The organism is Citrobacter sp. RHB20-C16, from assembly GCF_013890155.1.
Lineage (GTDB): Bacteria > Pseudomonadota > Gammaproteobacteria > Enterobacterales > Enterobacteriaceae > Citrobacter_A > Citrobacter_A amalonaticus.
The window spans coordinates 712,598-727,700 of sequence record NZ_CP057630.1 but is presented as its reverse complement, the minus strand read 5'-3'; the positions used below and the strand labels follow the sequence as shown (position 1 = coordinate 727,700).

At 52.1% G+C, this 15,103-nt stretch carries 21 protein-coding genes; 3 read left to right on the top strand and 18 right to left on the bottom strand.

All coding sequences use genetic code 11. From position 1 onward, the window contains the following. Nucleotides 1-5 precede the first annotated feature (5 nt). From HVX64_RS03585 to HVX64_RS03505, 17 genes are all read right to left on the bottom strand, one after another. Nucleotides 6-593: a hypothetical protein gene (locus HVX64_RS03585; protein ID WP_181825268.1), complete on the bottom strand. Its 588-nt coding sequence runs from the start codon at nucleotides 591-593 to the stop codon at nucleotides 6-8. Next, nucleotides 586-1,770 (bottom strand): baseplate J/gp47 family protein, encoded by a 1,185-nt coding sequence (locus HVX64_RS03580; protein WP_181825267.1) that lies wholly within the window; start codon nucleotides 1,768-1,770, stop codon nucleotides 586-588. The genes HVX64_RS03585 and HVX64_RS03580 overlap by 8 nt, the downstream gene beginning before the upstream one ends. Further along, on the bottom strand, nucleotides 1,767-2,096 hold the full coding sequence (locus tag HVX64_RS03575) for a DUF2590 family protein (protein WP_181825266.1): 330 nt from the start codon (nucleotides 2,094-2,096) through the stop codon (nucleotides 1,767-1,769). Before HVX64_RS03575 ends, HVX64_RS03580 begins: the two co-directional genes overlap by 4 nt. Next, nucleotides 2,093-4,060: a phage tail tape measure protein gene (locus HVX64_RS03570; protein ID WP_181825265.1), complete on the bottom strand. Its 1,968-nt coding sequence runs from the start codon at nucleotides 4,058-4,060 to the stop codon at nucleotides 2,093-2,095. The genes HVX64_RS03575 and HVX64_RS03570 overlap by 4 nt, the downstream gene beginning before the upstream one ends. Before the next feature lie 187 nt (nucleotides 4,061-4,247). Further along, nucleotides 4,248-4,505, bottom strand: a complete 258-nt coding sequence (locus HVX64_RS03565; RefSeq protein WP_000435058.1) for a putative phage tail assembly chaperone — start codon at nucleotides 4,503-4,505, stop codon at nucleotides 4,248-4,250. After that, on the bottom strand, nucleotides 4,492-4,680 hold the full coding sequence (locus HVX64_RS03560) for a hypothetical protein (protein WP_181825264.1): 189 nt from the start codon (nucleotides 4,678-4,680) through the stop codon (nucleotides 4,492-4,494). The genes HVX64_RS03565 and HVX64_RS03560 overlap by 14 nt, the downstream gene beginning before the upstream one ends. Continuing rightward, entirely contained in the window at nucleotides 4,652-4,990 is a 339-nt protein-coding gene (locus HVX64_RS03555; protein WP_181825263.1) for a hypothetical protein, read from the bottom strand. Before HVX64_RS03555 ends, HVX64_RS03560 begins: the two co-directional genes overlap by 29 nt. Then, on the bottom strand, nucleotides 4,990-5,331 hold the full coding sequence (locus HVX64_RS03550) for a M15 family metallopeptidase (RefSeq protein WP_181825262.1): 342 nt from the start codon (nucleotides 5,329-5,331) through the stop codon (nucleotides 4,990-4,992). The genes HVX64_RS03555 and HVX64_RS03550 overlap by 1 nt, the downstream gene beginning before the upstream one ends. After that, the gene (locus tag HVX64_RS03545) at nucleotides 5,318-5,620 is read right to left on the bottom strand and encodes a phage holin family protein (protein WP_181825261.1); all 303 of its coding nucleotides are present in this window, start codon (nucleotides 5,618-5,620) and stop codon (nucleotides 5,318-5,320) included. The genes HVX64_RS03550 and HVX64_RS03545 overlap by 14 nt, the downstream gene beginning before the upstream one ends. Before the next feature lie 9 nt (nucleotides 5,621-5,629). Further along, on the bottom strand, nucleotides 5,630-6,085 hold the full coding sequence (locus HVX64_RS03540) for a phage protein (RefSeq protein WP_000166744.1): 456 nt from the start codon (nucleotides 6,083-6,085) through the stop codon (nucleotides 5,630-5,632). Next, nucleotides 6,082-7,209: a DUF2586 domain-containing protein gene (locus HVX64_RS03535; RefSeq protein ID WP_044267909.1), complete on the bottom strand. Its 1,128-nt coding sequence runs from the start codon at nucleotides 7,207-7,209 to the stop codon at nucleotides 6,082-6,084. The genes HVX64_RS03540 and HVX64_RS03535 overlap by 4 nt, the downstream gene beginning before the upstream one ends. Further along, complete coding sequence (locus HVX64_RS03530; RefSeq protein ID WP_181825260.1) at nucleotides 7,206-7,913, bottom strand: hypothetical protein; 708 nt, start codon at nucleotides 7,911-7,913, stop codon at nucleotides 7,206-7,208. Before HVX64_RS03530 ends, HVX64_RS03535 begins: the two co-directional genes overlap by 4 nt. Further along, a complete protein-coding gene (locus tag HVX64_RS03525; protein ID WP_047657760.1) occupies nucleotides 7,910-8,416 on the bottom strand; it encodes a phage tail protein in 507 nt (168 codons plus the stop codon). Before HVX64_RS03525 ends, HVX64_RS03530 begins: the two co-directional genes overlap by 4 nt. Further along, nucleotides 8,413-8,865 (bottom strand): head completion/stabilization protein, encoded by a 453-nt coding sequence (locus tag HVX64_RS03520; protein ID WP_181825259.1) that lies wholly within the window; start codon nucleotides 8,863-8,865, stop codon nucleotides 8,413-8,415. Before HVX64_RS03520 ends, HVX64_RS03525 begins: the two co-directional genes overlap by 4 nt. A gap of 96 nt (nucleotides 8,866-8,961) precedes the next feature. Then, on the bottom strand, nucleotides 8,962-9,663 hold the full coding sequence (gene gpM, locus HVX64_RS03515) for a phage terminase small subunit (protein WP_163426108.1): 702 nt from the start codon (nucleotides 9,661-9,663) through the stop codon (nucleotides 8,962-8,964). 3 nt (nucleotides 9,664-9,666) lie between these two features. Continuing rightward, on the bottom strand, nucleotides 9,667-10,689 hold the full coding sequence (locus HVX64_RS03510; RefSeq protein WP_032084293.1) for a phage major capsid protein, P2 family: 1,023 nt from the start codon (nucleotides 10,687-10,689) through the stop codon (nucleotides 9,667-9,669). A 62-nt stretch (nucleotides 10,690-10,751) separates the two neighbouring features. Further along, on the bottom strand, nucleotides 10,752-11,555 hold the full coding sequence (locus HVX64_RS03505) for a GPO family capsid scaffolding protein (protein ID WP_181825258.1): 804 nt from the start codon (nucleotides 11,553-11,555) through the stop codon (nucleotides 10,752-10,754). A 161-nt stretch (nucleotides 11,556-11,716) separates the two neighbouring features. On the opposite strand from HVX64_RS03505, the gene HVX64_RS03500 reads away from it, so the two are divergent. From HVX64_RS03500 to HVX64_RS03490, 3 genes are read left to right on the top strand one after another with little or no spacing between them, the layout of a single operon-like run. Continuing rightward, nucleotides 11,717-13,492: a terminase family protein gene (locus HVX64_RS03500; protein WP_181825257.1), complete on the top strand. Its 1,776-nt coding sequence runs from the start codon at nucleotides 11,717-11,719 to the stop codon at nucleotides 13,490-13,492. Next, nucleotides 13,489-14,550, top strand: coding sequence for a phage portal protein (locus HVX64_RS03495; RefSeq protein WP_000038357.1), 1,062 nt, complete (start codon nucleotides 13,489-13,491; stop codon nucleotides 14,548-14,550). The genes HVX64_RS03500 and HVX64_RS03495 overlap by 4 nt, the downstream gene beginning before the upstream one ends. Further along, complete coding sequence (locus tag HVX64_RS03490) at nucleotides 14,547-14,870, top strand: ogr/Delta-like zinc finger family protein (protein ID WP_044267931.1); 324 nt, start codon at nucleotides 14,547-14,549, stop codon at nucleotides 14,868-14,870. Before HVX64_RS03495 ends, HVX64_RS03490 begins: the two co-directional genes overlap by 4 nt. Here the strand turns inward: HVX64_RS03490 and HVX64_RS03485 are convergent. After that, nucleotides 14,844-15,050: a hypothetical protein gene (locus tag HVX64_RS03485; RefSeq protein ID WP_000364824.1), complete on the bottom strand. Its 207-nt coding sequence runs from the start codon at nucleotides 15,048-15,050 to the stop codon at nucleotides 14,844-14,846. The genes HVX64_RS03490 and HVX64_RS03485 overlap by 27 nt on opposite strands. Nucleotides 15,051-15,103 lie beyond the last annotated feature (53 nt).

Here is a 15,103-nt window from a genome sequence, read left to right as displayed (position 1 = left end):
CCTCCTTACAAACTCGCGCTGAATATTGCGCTGCGGGCTTCCGTCCCTGCTAACGTCGCCGGATAAACCACATATTCCCCCTGATCCCACCCAGCCCTGATAACCAGGCTTTCAGACGTGATCACCTCAAACTGATAACGGCGGCATGTTCGCCCGTACTGGCGAATTATCTGGATCAGCAGCTGCGTGTTGTCTGCAATCTGGCTGTCTGTAACCCGAACCAGAATTACATCCCAGTCGATATCCGGTTGCCGTTCTAACAGCTCCACATAACCAATCCCCAGCCGTTCAAAGATATTGATAAACCCCTCTACTGAGCCGGCATCCCGCGCATTCACAAAGGCAAAAGCCACGCGTTTGCGGAACAGGGTCAACGGTTCACCATCAAAGCGGGTGATATCCCGGTCATAAGCCAGCAGGTTCAGTAATGCCGGTGTACACGTCAGCGGATCAAACTGATTCATTGGCCAGGTAACCCAGCCGTAAACCTCAGCCCAGAACCGCCGCGCCGTGTTCAGCAATTTCCCCGGTTCGCCTTTATTCATCCAGGAAGGCAAGACCATCCCGGCCAGCTTTTTCATGAACTCATTCATTCTCAATATTCACCGTCAGTGATTTCAGACGCGGCACGCTCAGTTCGCTGGTAATATCTCCCAGCGAAAATGTCAGTGATTCCGTCTGCGCAAAGGTTTTATGAATTTCCCGCCCCAGTTGCGAAAATGAAAACCGTGAATATGGCCACGTCTTTCTGACGTCATAATCAGCATTTTCACGAAAGGCACAGCGGATCATGTTCTCAATGCCGCCCTTCAGCGTTTTCACTTCTTCGTCACTGAAGTTGTTCAGATTTTTGACATAAACCGTGACGGCCAGATCGTGAAGCGTTTCCGGCATGGGATAGCACTGCATATCATCACCATGCCCGTGGTGTCCCTGCGTGTTGATATAGTCATTCACCGCATCCACGAAAGGCGCTGATGCCACCCCACTGTCCAGTAATAAAAAGGCGTTGGCTGTTCCTGGCCCCCTCGGTGCTTCATGCTCAAAGAAAATCCGATCGATGCTCAACCCGGCAACACTGGCGATCATTGAGCGATAAACCGCATCAGTGTGGTAATTCCCCACCAGATTGAACTGATTGCGGCAACGCTCGCGCAGTTCATCATCACTTTCCTCGTCAGCCCCCGGCACGGTCAGCCAGTTTTCTTCACTGGCCACATGGCTGATACCACTGACCGCCACCGGCAGAATGCGGTAATATCCGGGCGCAAGGTTATACGCGCCCCCGGTGCCGGTGGCTTTCACCGGTAGTAATGCGCTGGCCGCACCAGAAGCGATCACCACATCCTCAGTAGTGGCCAGCTCATACACTCGCCCGTTAATGCGTTCTGTCTGGATAAGTGTCCCGGCTTTGACCGTCACAACGGCCTTTGCATCTTCTTTGAAGAAACGGATCACCCCCTGTGCAGCGCTCGCTGGTTTTGCCGTGACGTTCACCGCCCAGGCCAGCAAACGCAACATGCTCCCGCTGGCTGTGGCCACAAACATATTGGCCAGCACGGTTAACACCAGAACGTCTTTAAGCCACATCACCGGGGCGGTCACAATGGCGGTGATTAATCGCCAGAACGGTGACATTCGGGATGTATTGGTGATAATCCCCTCATCCGCTGCAATCGCATTGAAGCGTTCCCGCACTTCGGCTTCCGTTACCGGCATACCGCTGTCCTTCACCACTTCTTCAAAATCAACCTGCGGTTTTTCCGTCATAAATCCACCTGCGCAGAGATCCCGCCAAAATCGTATGTACTCGCGGTTACCCACAGCCGCTTCTGACTTTCTTCACTGATTTCCACCGTACCCGGCACAATGCGTTCATCATCTTCAATCAGTAATTCCATGCGGGTGAAAATATCCGTTCTCATTGTCGGGCTACGTTCGGCAATTAATTCCGTCGCTAACCCACTTTCAATAATGGAATGAGTAATGTCCTGCCCGATACTTTTTCGGTTATTACATAATTCAGGTTCATTACCGGTATTCAGAACAAAGTCACCGCCCTGAATCAGCAAATCGATATAAAGAACATCACTCATGCGCCAAGCTCCTGCCATTCCATAAGCTGGGATGGAGAAAGTGCTTCTTTGGTATGGAAATGCACTTCACCAATTTTCCGGCTGTTATCGGTTACGGATTTACTGTTGCTGCTGATTGTTTTGCTGATACCACCTTTATCCACACCTTTTAAATCACCACCCGTTGACAGTGTATTTCCGGTTAATGGCTGCGTGGTTTCACTGGCCAGTGAAATATCCACGCCGGGAATTTTATTCAGTTTTTGAACAATCCAGTTCCACGACTTAAGAAATCCCCCTTTGATGGACTTCCAGACATTATCAAACAGCGACATAATGCCGGTGGCCATTCCCTTTAATGCTTCAGATGGTGAAAATCCTGTCAGCAAAGAAATAAAGCTGTTCCATCCTTCACTGATGTATTGCCAGGCTGAAGTAAAGATCCCCGCCAGCCACTTCACCACGGCGGCACATGTCTGGAAGGCTTCAGTATTCATCACCGCTGCTTTTATTGTGTCCCAGTGCTTAACCAGCAGATAACAACCGGCAACCAGCAGCGCAATGGCACCTATCACAAGCAGGATCGGCCAGCTCATCAGGTTGATACCAATTCCGGCCATTATTGCGGCCATGCGTACCGCCAGTAACGCACCGCGCAAAAACTTCAGCGTGGTATTCCAGGCGATTACCGCCATTTGCGCCAGCCAGACAGTGGCCGTGTAGATTTTCGTAACCGCCGTTAACGCCACCCAGATCCCGCGCAATCCCATCATGATGAATCTGGATACCCCCATCACGATATTGGCCACCGCACCCACGGCGGCAAAGCTAAGTAGTGCCATCGACACATAACCAATCACACGGGCAATGTTAGGAAATAACTGCATCCAGCGGGCAAAGGTCTGCCCCATATCAGCCAGGCGATTCAGAACCGGATACAGCACCGGGATCAGCGTCAGCCCGATCACGGTCTGAATGGCTTTCAGGATTTGCACAAAGCGATCCCACGGCTTAACCATTTTTTGTGCCATTTCCTGGGTACGCTTCAGACCGTCCGCACCGCCCAGTTCGGTGATGTTCCGCTGAAGTAATGCGACATTGCCGTAAAGCTGTTTAACCACTGCCGAACTGTCACCAAAGGCTGCATCCAGTTCCGCCTGGGCTTTCAGGTTCCCTTCAAGGCTTTTGCCATATTTGCCCTGCAACTTGATCAGCATTTCAGGCATGGACAGCATTTTGCCGGTGGAGTCAGTAAAGGACAGCCCCAGCTTTTTAGCGCCATCAATCGCACCGGTCATAAACCCTTCATAGGCGCTGCTGGCTTCCGTTCCCAGCGTCCGCTGAAGTTGCCCCAGCACGGCCAGCTGTTCATCCAGTCCCACGCCGTAGTTAGTCCCGACGCCGCGCGCACCTTCCATCAAATCCTTGATAATGGCCATTTCTGTGCCAAAGGTTTTGCGCATATAAACCATCTTGCCCGCCAGCTGCTCGGCAAATTCAACCTTGCCCAGTCTGGCGGCATCGGCGGAAAAGTTACCGAACATCTGCCCCATAAATTCCGCTGTATCCGCCGCTGTGGACTTGAGCGCAAAAGCCAAGGTATTGGCGACTTTCGTCACCTTCGGCAGTTCATTACCCGTCAGTCCGGCAATGGAAGTGTTAATATTTTCCGTGGATTTAACGAACTCCACCGCGCTGGCACCATAAGTTGTACTGAATCGCAGGGCATCACGCTGAACCGACTTAAGCGCAGAATCATCAATCCCTTTTGCGGCGGCATCATTCAGCGCGTCATACATTTCAATTGCCGGTGATAACGCGCCCTTGATCGCCATCCCGGTACCAGCCAGCGCCAGAACACCACCACCGATCTGCATAAAGGCTGCTTTTGATTTTTCCGCAAAGCCAGTGACGTTACCCTGCGCCTGTTTTAACGGGCGGGATAATTTATCAATCAGGCTTAATGTAAAATCTAATTGTTTCATTCAGTGCCTTTAAATGCTTTTGCCACACCATTGGCCACGGCGATCCCCGTATATTCCCAGTGCCGATTATCCAGCCATATAGCGGCTGCAATATCGTCAACAGAGTCCTGACCATGCGGTAAATAATGACGGCGTAGAATTAAATATTGTTCGAGTCCATTCCTTTCGATTTCATGGACTCGTTTTGTCAGTTTTTTACTTCAATTTCCAGTTCTGGCGCATAAATATCATTTACTTTGCCAACCAGTTGAAGTGCAGCACCCGGACGCTTTAATACTTCTGCCAGTGCTTCTTTACTTTCCGTTGCCACAATTCGCGTCAGATAGTTATGTGCCGGGGCAACTTTATTATCCATCGCCATTTCATTAATAAATTTGTTGTAGGCGGTCTGATTTGGCTCAAAAACAATATCAACACCACAAACACACAGTTTAATTTGTTCCATCACTCATACTCTCTCTTAAATTAATTTCGTCCACTAACTGATTATGACGCGCAGCACACTGGCCATAAATTTCAAGATAAATCGTCAGTAATTCTGCTGCGTCTTTACCCGTGGCACCATTCAGGCGCGGCAGCTGCGTGGCACATTTAGTTTTCAGGTTTTCCTGATAACGCACGTTCGGTACCGGCTGCGGCGCTGTTGTACATGCTGGCAAACTCATCAGACAGGCAACGATTAGTAAAAACGGGCTTAAGTATTTCCGTGCGTATCTCACGCGGTGCCACATTTTTTAACGCCTCCAGTTTATCTTCCAGCTCTCTGGCCGAATCACTGGCAATGCCCTGCATGACTTTTCGCGATTCATTACCGGCCACCTGCGCCGCTGTATTGATTGCCAGCTCTAAGCTGTCACGCCGCCAGTCAGCGGTCAGCCAGCCCCAGACAAACGCCAGCGCCACCACAACCAACCACTGCCCGCTGCTCATCAGCGCACCCCGTTATGTTCCAGACTGAAATGATTGCCATCCGGCCTGGATTTGAAGCGCCCACCCCAACTGCCACCCAGTGATTCCCAGTATTCCCCCAGTGGCAGATAATCTTCTGTGCGGGTTTTGTACTGACCGTTCACAAAGAGATTAAAATCCACCGCCAGCCGCTGAGTGTGCAGACTGTTAGAAATTCCACTGCCTTTTTTCGCATTCAGCGCAGCCTGTTCCGGTGTTCGGTTAGCCTCACCAAATGTCAGCCGGTAGCCACGCTCATCTGCCCAGTGAATCAGATTGGCAACCATAACAGTGAACAATTGTTGTTTTTCAATCAGGGCCATTTGTCTTGCTCCCGTTCTGCTTTCCCGCTGCGCGTCTGCGCAGCCACACTTCCACCGCCTGATAACCGGCAATCCCCAGCGCCGCCCCCAGCCCCTGAATGGCCAGCGGGCTGGCATCCGGGATCTGAATCAGCACCGCCCCTGCCACCACTGAAACCAGACTGCCCAGGATCACGCGACCGGCAAACAGGCGCGGCGTGATGGGGTCATTACTGGTCAGCACATTGCCGATGGCAATCAGTGCGCCAATGATCAGCAGTGAATAAAGGCTCTTTTCATGCTCCTGCATCCCTGCCCCTTATCCGATCAGGTTTTCTGTGGCTTCCGCTTCCAGATACGGCACACCGTTGATGTTGACGAATTTCGGACTGGTCACGAAATATTTGATTTTGTGCGTGGTCACGCCGCCCCCTTTCGGATCAATATCCAGCAGGTTGCTGACCTGCAATTTATTGCCGAACGTCTCCACCTTCATTTCTTCGCTACTGGCTTTGGCATAAAAAAGAAAATCAAGTGGTGGAAGTCCGCGCCATGAACCCGCTGCGCGGGCTTTGGCTGTCAGCACCTGAAGTGTTTTTGAACTGACTTCAATTTCCCCTTCGGCGGCAACATCGCCGTCCACATACCCGTCAGGGACGCCACGCGTCTGGGCGGCAGCGCTGTTATCCGTAATATCGAGCGTGATTTTCTCGATATGGATCAGATCGCCGTCCATATAGGTGTCAAACGACATACCCGAAATACGTTTGGTCATGCTGTGGCCTCCAGACTGGCATCCAGTAACAGACTGATGGTGATTTGCAGCGGCACTTCCCAGGTGCGCACCACAATGTAAATATCCACCGCCTTTTTGTTCTTCCAGACAATGGTCACATCACCATCCTGCGGCGGCTTCACCTCTCCCGGAAATGACACACCGTTAATGCTGGCCGCAGTGGACATTTCACGCAGTGGACGGGCGAACAGTGTCTGATGTGCGGCGATACTTCCCGGCGTGCTGTTCAGCGAGCGATCTGCGATTTTACTGATAGCCAGCAGACGAACACGGCGGGCAGCTTTATCCGCAACGCGCAGGGTTTCAATCGACTGGTAATCGCCGCCCTCAACATCCAGCGTGCGGCCATCTGCCCAGTAAAAACCGTCATAATCCGGGTACCACATCGGCACACTGAAACGCTGTGCTTCAAGCGCCTGAAGTGTGGCCAGTTCCAGCACCTCTCCGGTACCATCAACCGGCATTTCATCACTGCCAAGATTCATCAGAGCACCAGTTTTAACCCGCGCCGGACTGTCAGCAATGGTTACCGCACGGCTACACAGGCGACCAGCCAGCACACCCGGTTCATTTCCCCACAGACGGGGAACCAGCTGCACCGCCTTTTCTGCAATGCCATCCTGAAGGGTGGCCATGCGTACCAGATAATCCGCCTGGGCTTCTTCGTCCTGCATTCCCTGTGCGGCCAGAATGAACCACACCCAGCGGCCATACTTTGAAATCAGGGTGGATCGTAACGTCACGGCCTGATTTACCTGCGCTTTAGCGGTCACATCGTCAGACAACACCACGCCTTCCACAGAGCACACCACCTGCGCGGCCAGAACCGCTTTCACCCAGGCATCTGCCTCCGCGTCAGCTGGCAGGACGTGAATGAATCCCCACCAGTTCTGGCCAGCGTTCGCCAGAGCAGCCAGAACATCATTTTTCAGCGGACTGGCTTCCTCGCCCAGCAGCGAATCAAAATCACTCTGGGCATTCACCGCCAGCGTTTTCCCCACATTTTTGGTACCCGAACCGATAAACAGCAGTGTGCGTTCCACTTCATTGGTTTCACCCAACAGCTGATTTACCTGGTTTACGGTCACAATTGGCCAGGTCATGCTTTCCCCTTAATATCCTGCGCTTTAACGTCCCAGCCAAAGCCGATGGCCTGAAGCTGACGCGCCAGCGCCTTGTCAAATTCATCATCATTCATGCCCAGAAACACACGGGCAGGAAGATCCACTGTCCAGCTGGTTTTCACGGCTTTACCACTGAGTTTTCGAATCAGAAACCCCACCTGGCTGTACGGCATCGTTTTGGTGATCTCGCCCAGTGTGGGCTTTTTCCATCGCTTACCGGTTTTCACCCGGTACCCCAGCGCCCGTAATTTTTTGGCCTGGGCAGGTGTCGCCATTTTCCCGGCCTCCGCCTTCCGTGGCTGATTACTGCGGCTGACTTTCACGCGCATTCCGTTTTGTTGCGCGTAACCCACCGTTCCGGCTGGTACCGGCATTTCCCCGTTCCGGTATCCGCCGCCCTGCAAATAGATCCGCACAGCCTGAATTTCTGGCATTTCACGGATATGCAGCAGCTTTGGCAGGTTGCGCAGCATCTTCCCTTTGCGTTTTGTCTTACGTCCCGGCCACTTCTGGCCATCCGGGGATTCCTGATTGCGCACATGCCGTTTTGCCGCAGCAATCACGCCATATTTGGCCAGACGCCAGATCAGACGCTGCCGTTTTCTCGGCGGCAGCTCCATGCTGGCCAGTGCCTTGCGCAATTCGGCCAGCTGTTTTTTATTCAGCTCGCCACCGGCAATCATTCGCTATCCCCCACCGGCGCACCGGCCTCATCCACGCTGTAAATACTGGCGGTCAGTGCCGTCCAGATTTCAGGCTCAACCAGTGACCAGCGCTCACCCCGCCACGGAATAGCCCCGTTTTCGTCCTGCCTGATCACCAGTTCTTCCACCATCGGAACAGTCAGCACCACAGTGGCCACTTCCTCATCCTCCACCGACACATCCCAGTCCGGTTCGGCTTCACTCAGCCCCACTTCATCCAGTAGTTCCCTGTCAGCATCATCCAGCCACGCCGCCAGTAAGGACATAAGCAGCTGCGGCGGACACAGGCGATACGGGAAACGCTCCCAGCTCAGAACCGCGTCATATCGGATAACCGCCTGGCGATATTGTCCCAGCCCGTAATCCTTCGCCGCAGGAATGAACTTCATCTCATCCAGCACACTGTCAAATGACTTCATCGCGCGAGGCGGGACGTTCTCTTTAAAAAATGCGGTCAGGCTCTGGATCTGTGTCTGGCTCATACTTTTTTCACCGTTGCCCGTTTCAGCCCTTTCATACGGCGGATCACCACCGATGCTTCAGCCAGTAACCCCGCACGGGTTTCCATGCTTTCCTGCCCTGGATGGGTATCACGCCGCCCGATCGTGGCAAACTCCCCCAGCAGATCCGCTTTTGCCCTGGCAAAAACGGCCTTCATATACTGGGCGCACAGGCTGTTCAGTCCGCCTATTTTTACGCCTGGTACTTCTGTCGCCAGCGTGTGGCCTTTCGCTTTCCAGCTGGCTTCCACGTTTTCCAGTTCTGCATTCACCTCCGCCACTGCCGCAAGTAGCGCCTGGCTGATGGTGTCAGCGTCAATATCTGGCGGTAGTGACCGCTGCGCCTGAAAATCCTTCAGATTCAGGTCTGGCCAGAATCCGTTATTGGTCAGCGGTTCATCCTGGTAATCCAGCGGCTTTCCGCTAAACATAAATCCCCCGAAAAAGGCGGACTGGCCGGTTTCCACGGCGCAGTTACACACAAAGCGTTCTGCCCTCCACCGCGTCCGCCTGGCTTGCGGTAGTCGTTAACCCTGCGTCAATTTGCGCAGACGTGCGGCAATGGTCTGCCGGGCGGTTTTCACGCTAATTTTTAAATAATGCTTTTCGGCAATAGCCAGCAGTTGATCGGCTTTTTCCAGCGTTTCCACATCATCCACCCCAGCAGCCGTTTTTCGCCCATCTTCCCCGCGCAGCAGCTCCAGCCCGGCGAATTTGAACCATTTAGCGGTGATCTGCTCATGCAGCCGCCAGGTGTTTGCCACGCGGTCAAAGGTACGCGAGAAATACGGCTCTATACTTTCACCGCGCCCGGCAGACTCCTCCGCCCATGCCAGCATCGTATCCGCCACGAAAGTGGGAAAATTGCTGCGTAACCGATCCGGGGTTGCCTGCTGCTGGCTGATAGCAATGTCAGCCCAGTCCAGCGCCTTATCCAGATCGCCCACGTCAAACAGCCAGATAACACACCAGGCAAAAACCGGATTTGCATACACCTGGCCACTCTCCAGATAGGCTTCCACAGTGGGAACCCAGCGCGGCAACAGCACATCGCGTTTATACTCGACGCGATCGGCGATGGTAGGCAGACTTCGAACATGTTCTACATCCGTTTCCAGCGCCCTGATCAGCAGGTGCATACTTTCCGTGGTTTCCAGTGCCTGGCTGCGCTTCAGCTTTTGTTCCATTGCAATACGCTGGCTGTGACGCTGCGCGGGGGAAAGAGCCATTTATCAGCCCTCCACCGGTTCGGAGACTTTGCCGATTGTCACAGCGGATTCATCAATGGCCGCATACAGCTCCGGCACTTCCACCGCGTAACCTTCATTGCGCAGGTATTTGTTTTCGAACTGCTTACGATCTTCAACAAACTCCGCCTTACGCATACGGGTATTGCGCTGGGTGTAGATGTGCAGGTTAGAAAGCGGCGTAACCACCATGCGTTTACCCGGCATAAACGGCGGGATAATGGCCTGACGGCCAGCAATGGTACTTCCCAGCATCTGCGCCGCGATTTTTTCAGTCGGACGGTCTGCCGCCTGATACAGTCGGTACTGTTCAGCAGCGACCAGATCGGCACCGACCAGGACAACCAGACGCGGGTCATTGCGGAACTGCGCCGGAATTTTGGCGTTAATCAGATCGGACGCCATTGCATCCAGTGACTTGTAATCCCCGGCTTCATCAAGCACCACGGCATCCGTCATAATCTGATTGCCGCCCAGCAGCGTTTTCATACGCTCATGCCAGCCGATGTTCACATCTTCACCGTTCGGGTTTGCTACCGGATCAGTGGTTTTCGCCCGGCTCTTACCATTGAAACCAATGCGCAACATGTCCAGCGCAAAAGCCTGCGTGGTGAATGCCTGTACCAGATTGTAAAACTCGTTTTCGTCCTTACCGGCGTTTGCCCAGACAGAAAGCAGATCCCAGCGCAGTGCGGCGCAGCTGTCTGTTTCAACCAGGGAATAGTCATTACCGTCAACGCCTACCTGACGAATAAAACGGCCATTTTCGCTGCGGCCGGTATGCAGCACGGAAGAACCGACAGAGATCACCTGGCCACTCAGTTGGTCAACATCCAGACAGGTGATCATGTTCAGGAACTCGACGGACTCCAGCAGCGCAAGACGCAGCGCATTTTCCTGCGGGTCATTCAGGGAAAAATATCGACTGGTATCACGCGCACCAAACTGTTGCGCCATCCCCGCCGAATATTTATCCAGTAAATCCCGCGCACGATTATTAAGGTGCATAAAACTCCCTCGCAATTAAGCGATTTAAAAATATGTTCTGGGCTAATCAGCAATAAAGCGAATTACAGGAAATTAAATTTTCCAGCTTTATCTTTAATAGTACGCCCCGGTGTACGGGTGTTTTTATTACCCAGATCGTTAAAACGGGTTACGATTTCTTTTGCATTATCGCGAATTTCCGCAAATTCCTGCGTATCCACCACTTCAGCGATTGTGTCAACATCACCCTGAACGTTATTCAGTTGAGTTTCAATTTTCGCCACACGCGCTTCCAGATCGTTAACCACATTGGCAAGCGCCTGTAATTTATCTTCATCCGGGGCAGGATTATCCTGCGGCGTTTCATCTTCAAACTTTGGCTTAAGACCAAACAGTTTCTGCCAGTTCTTCATTCTTGCTTCCTGTTTAATTTTTCCGTCACGGGAAATTACACAGCTGTAATATCCCTGCTTTGTTAATTTATTGCGCCGACTACTAAAGCGCAGCCGTGTGGTGCCAACGCTGGCAGGTGTATCTGTTACCGCCAGCCCTTTCAGGTAAGTACGCCCGCTACCGCGCCAGTTTTCTTCCGGCTCAATGGAGAAGAACAAAAGCTGATCTTCATGATTTGCGAAAATCAGACGCATATTCGGGCAAAGGCTGACATATAACCGTGCCAGTCCATCTTCACCATCATTCCAGGTGGCTTCCAGCACTTCACCAAAATTTCCGCAATCATCCTCATGTTCTGGCCAGATTAAAGCGACATAGTGGCTATAGTCATAGGTTTCTCCCATATCAATGATCCACTGCCGTTTAATTACCCTGCCGTCAACGGTATCCCCTTCAGTAGCAACACACAGCCAGTCAGTTTTTAAATGTGACATATCCCCCCTGTTCCACTCCCTGACGCTGCAAATCAATTATTGCCAAATAAAACCGCCACTGCATTACGCTTTATTCTGAACAGTTCGGTTATAACGCTTTACCGAACGGACACGAATTAACACCACCGTTTTTTCATCACAGCCACGGCATAATTATCCGCATGGCTAAATACTCTGAAGAATTAAAAGGCGTTGTTCGCGCACTTTATCTGCGCCGCTATACGCCAAAGGAAATCGCATCTGAATTAAATCTGCCGAATGCGCGGATCGTTTACTACTGGGCGGAGAAATACAGCTGGGCGGATTTGCTCAGTTTTGAAAGCACAGAGGAAGCAATTGAACGCCGTTACCAGCTGCTGGCCAGCCGCGATAACAAAACCGATCTCGACCTGAAAGAAATGGACATGCTCATTGCTCATGCCACGAAACTGCGTGCGCAGAGTAATAAACACAAAGAGAAAATGGCCAGCGGTCAGAGTTCCGGGCAAGCAGCTGCGCGGGACAACAATGACGGCGAACCGCGCAGCAAACGGAAGTACAAGAAAAACGATATTACCTCGCTGACACAGGAGGACTTTGACGCATGGGCTGAAGAACATCTTTTTGAATATCAGAAACACCTGCGCAATAACATTGGCCAGCTTGTCAGGAACATCCTGAAAAGCCGCCAGATCGGTGCAACCTGGTATTTTGCGTTTGAAGCGTTTGAAAACGCGGTGATGACCGGCGATCCGCAAATCTTTCTGTCAGCGTCAAAGGCTCAGGCTGAAGTATTCCGGTCTTACATCGTGAATATTGCAGAGCAGTATTTCGGTATTACGCTGACCGGCAACCCGATCCGCTTAAGCAACGGCGCAGAACTGCGTTTTCTCTCCACCAACAAAAACACCGCCCAGTCCTACAGTGGCCACCTGTACTGTGATGAATATTTCTGGGTGCCAAACTTTGCAAAACTTAACGAAGTGGCCAGCGCAATGGCCACACATGACAAGTGGCGTACCACCTATTTTTCAACGCCATCAGCAAAAACGCACCAGGCTTACCCGTTCTGGACTGGCGATGAGTGGAAACAGGGCAGTAAAAAACGTGCGGCCATTAAATTTCCGTCCTTTAACGAAATGCGTGACGGTGGGCGACTCTGCCCGGATGGGCAATGGCGCTACGTCATTACGATGGAAGATGCCATTGCGGGCGGTTTCAACCTGGCGAACATCGAGAAACTTCGCAACCGCTACAACGACGCCACTTTTAACATGCTCTATATGTGCGTGTTCGTTGACAGCAAAGATTCCGTTTTCAGCTTTTCCGACCTGGAAGCCTGCGGTGTTGAAATCGACACCTGGCAGGATCACAACCCTGATGCAGCGCGGCCATTCGGTGACAGGCCTGTTTGGGGCGGCTTTGACCCGGCTCGCAGTGGTGACTTGTCCTGTTTTGTCATCATCGCCCCGCCGATGCTCGCCGTGGAGAAGTTCCGCGTTCTGAAGGTGATTTACTGGAAAGGCATGAACTTCCGGTACCAGGCAAAACAGATTGAGCAGTTGTTCAAAAAATACAACTTCGCTTATCTGGGGGTGGACGTTACCGGCATTGGCCAGGGTGTTTTTGACAACATTCAGCATTTTGCCATGCGCGTGGCCGTCCCTATTCGTTACGACCTGAACACCAAAAATAAGCTGGTACTGAAAGCGGTGGACGTGGTGGAAAGCCAGCGTATTGAGTGGGATAAAAACCTGAAAGAGATCGCGGCCAGCTTTATGTCTGTGCGCCGAACCACCACACAAAGCGGCAACGCCATGACGTTTGTCGCTGACCGCAGCCAGGATACTGGCCACGCGGAGGCGTTCTGGGCGATTACCCACGGTCTGCATAACGAACCCCTTAACTATGAAAACAAACCGAAATCCCGCTGGGGTGTAAGGAAAGAGGCAGCATGAGTAAAAAGAAACGCTTTGTTAAGCGCGACCAGCGCGGCGACAAATCAAAAAAGATGAGCATTATCACATTCGGCAAACCTGAACCGGTTCTGACTACCGGCACAGATTACCGTGATATCTGGTACGACAATGCCGCCGATCACTTCACCCAGCCGATTGACCGGCTGGCACTCGCACAACTGATTAATCTTAACGGTCAGCACGGCGGCATCATTCACGCCCGTAAAAACATGATTGTTTCAGACTATCAGGGGGGCGGGCTTATTCACGACCAGCTGGAAGCGGCAGCGTTTGACTATATAACCTTTGGGGATATTGCGATTGCCAAAATTCGTAACGGCTGGGGCGACGTGATCGCACTTGAACCCTTGCCCGGCCTGTATATTCGCCGCCGTAAAGTCAGAGATAACGCGCTGGATAAGCCCGGAGACTACGTGGTGTTACAGGAAGGGGAACCACAGGTATGGCCAGAAGAAGATATTATCTTCATCAAAATGTATGACCCGCAACAGCATATCTACGGACTGCCGGACTACATCGGCGGCGTGCATTCCGCGTTACTTAACAGTGAAGCGGTCATTTTCCGACGCCGCTATTACCACAACGGTGCGCACACTGGCGGTATTCTTTATACCCGCGATCCCAGCATGACGGACGAAATGGAAGAAGAAATTGAACAGCAGCTGCGTGACAGTAAAGGGATCGGTAACTTCTCCACCATCCTGGTAAACATTCCTGGTGGAGACGGTGACGCCATCAAATTCATTGAAATGGGGGATATTTCCGCGAAGGATGAATTTGCCAACATCAAAAACATCAGCGCCCAGGACATTCTGAACGCGCACCGTTTCCCTGCTGGCCTCGCCGGTATTGTCCCGCAGAACACTGCCGGACTGGGGGATGTTGAAAAGGCTGAACGCATTTACAAGAAAAGCGAAATAGCCCCCATCCAGCGCCGTTTCATGCTGGCCGTTAACAACGATCCCGAAATACCGGAAAGGCTACACCTTAACTTTGATTTAAGTTACACAGAATCAACGGATAAGGGTGCGGCATGAGGCGAAACAGGCTAAAATCCAGGCATCATTTAACAGCTGGAGCATGGAATATGCGAGTTCTTAAAATCGAATGCCCGGAATGCGGCTCAAAGGCTGTTATTCGTAAAACAAACAGGAAGCACCGACAGATTGCCGATATTTACTGTGCCTGTTCAGATGTTGAGTGTGGCCACACGTTTGTTATGAATCTGACGTTCTCCCACACTCTCAGCCCCAGCGCTAAAACGGGTGATGCGATGGTGCAAAAAATACTGAATGCACTTTCACCCGATCAGCGCCAGATGGCATTAGACCTACTGAAAGCGGCTCCCGCCGCCTGAAATGCCCCCATTCTGGGGGCGTTGACCTTCCTTTTTAACCATTTCGCGAACCTCTCCCGCAAGCTCTCCAATCCAGGCCAAAGCAATTGTTTTTTCTCTCTGGTTACTTTCGTAAACATGGGCAATTTTGGCCAATAATTCAATGCGCTCCAGCTGTGCCGACGCCTCCAAAAGATCCATTTAGCCCCCACAAACAATAAATAACTGGATATACATACAGTACACCTTAAAGC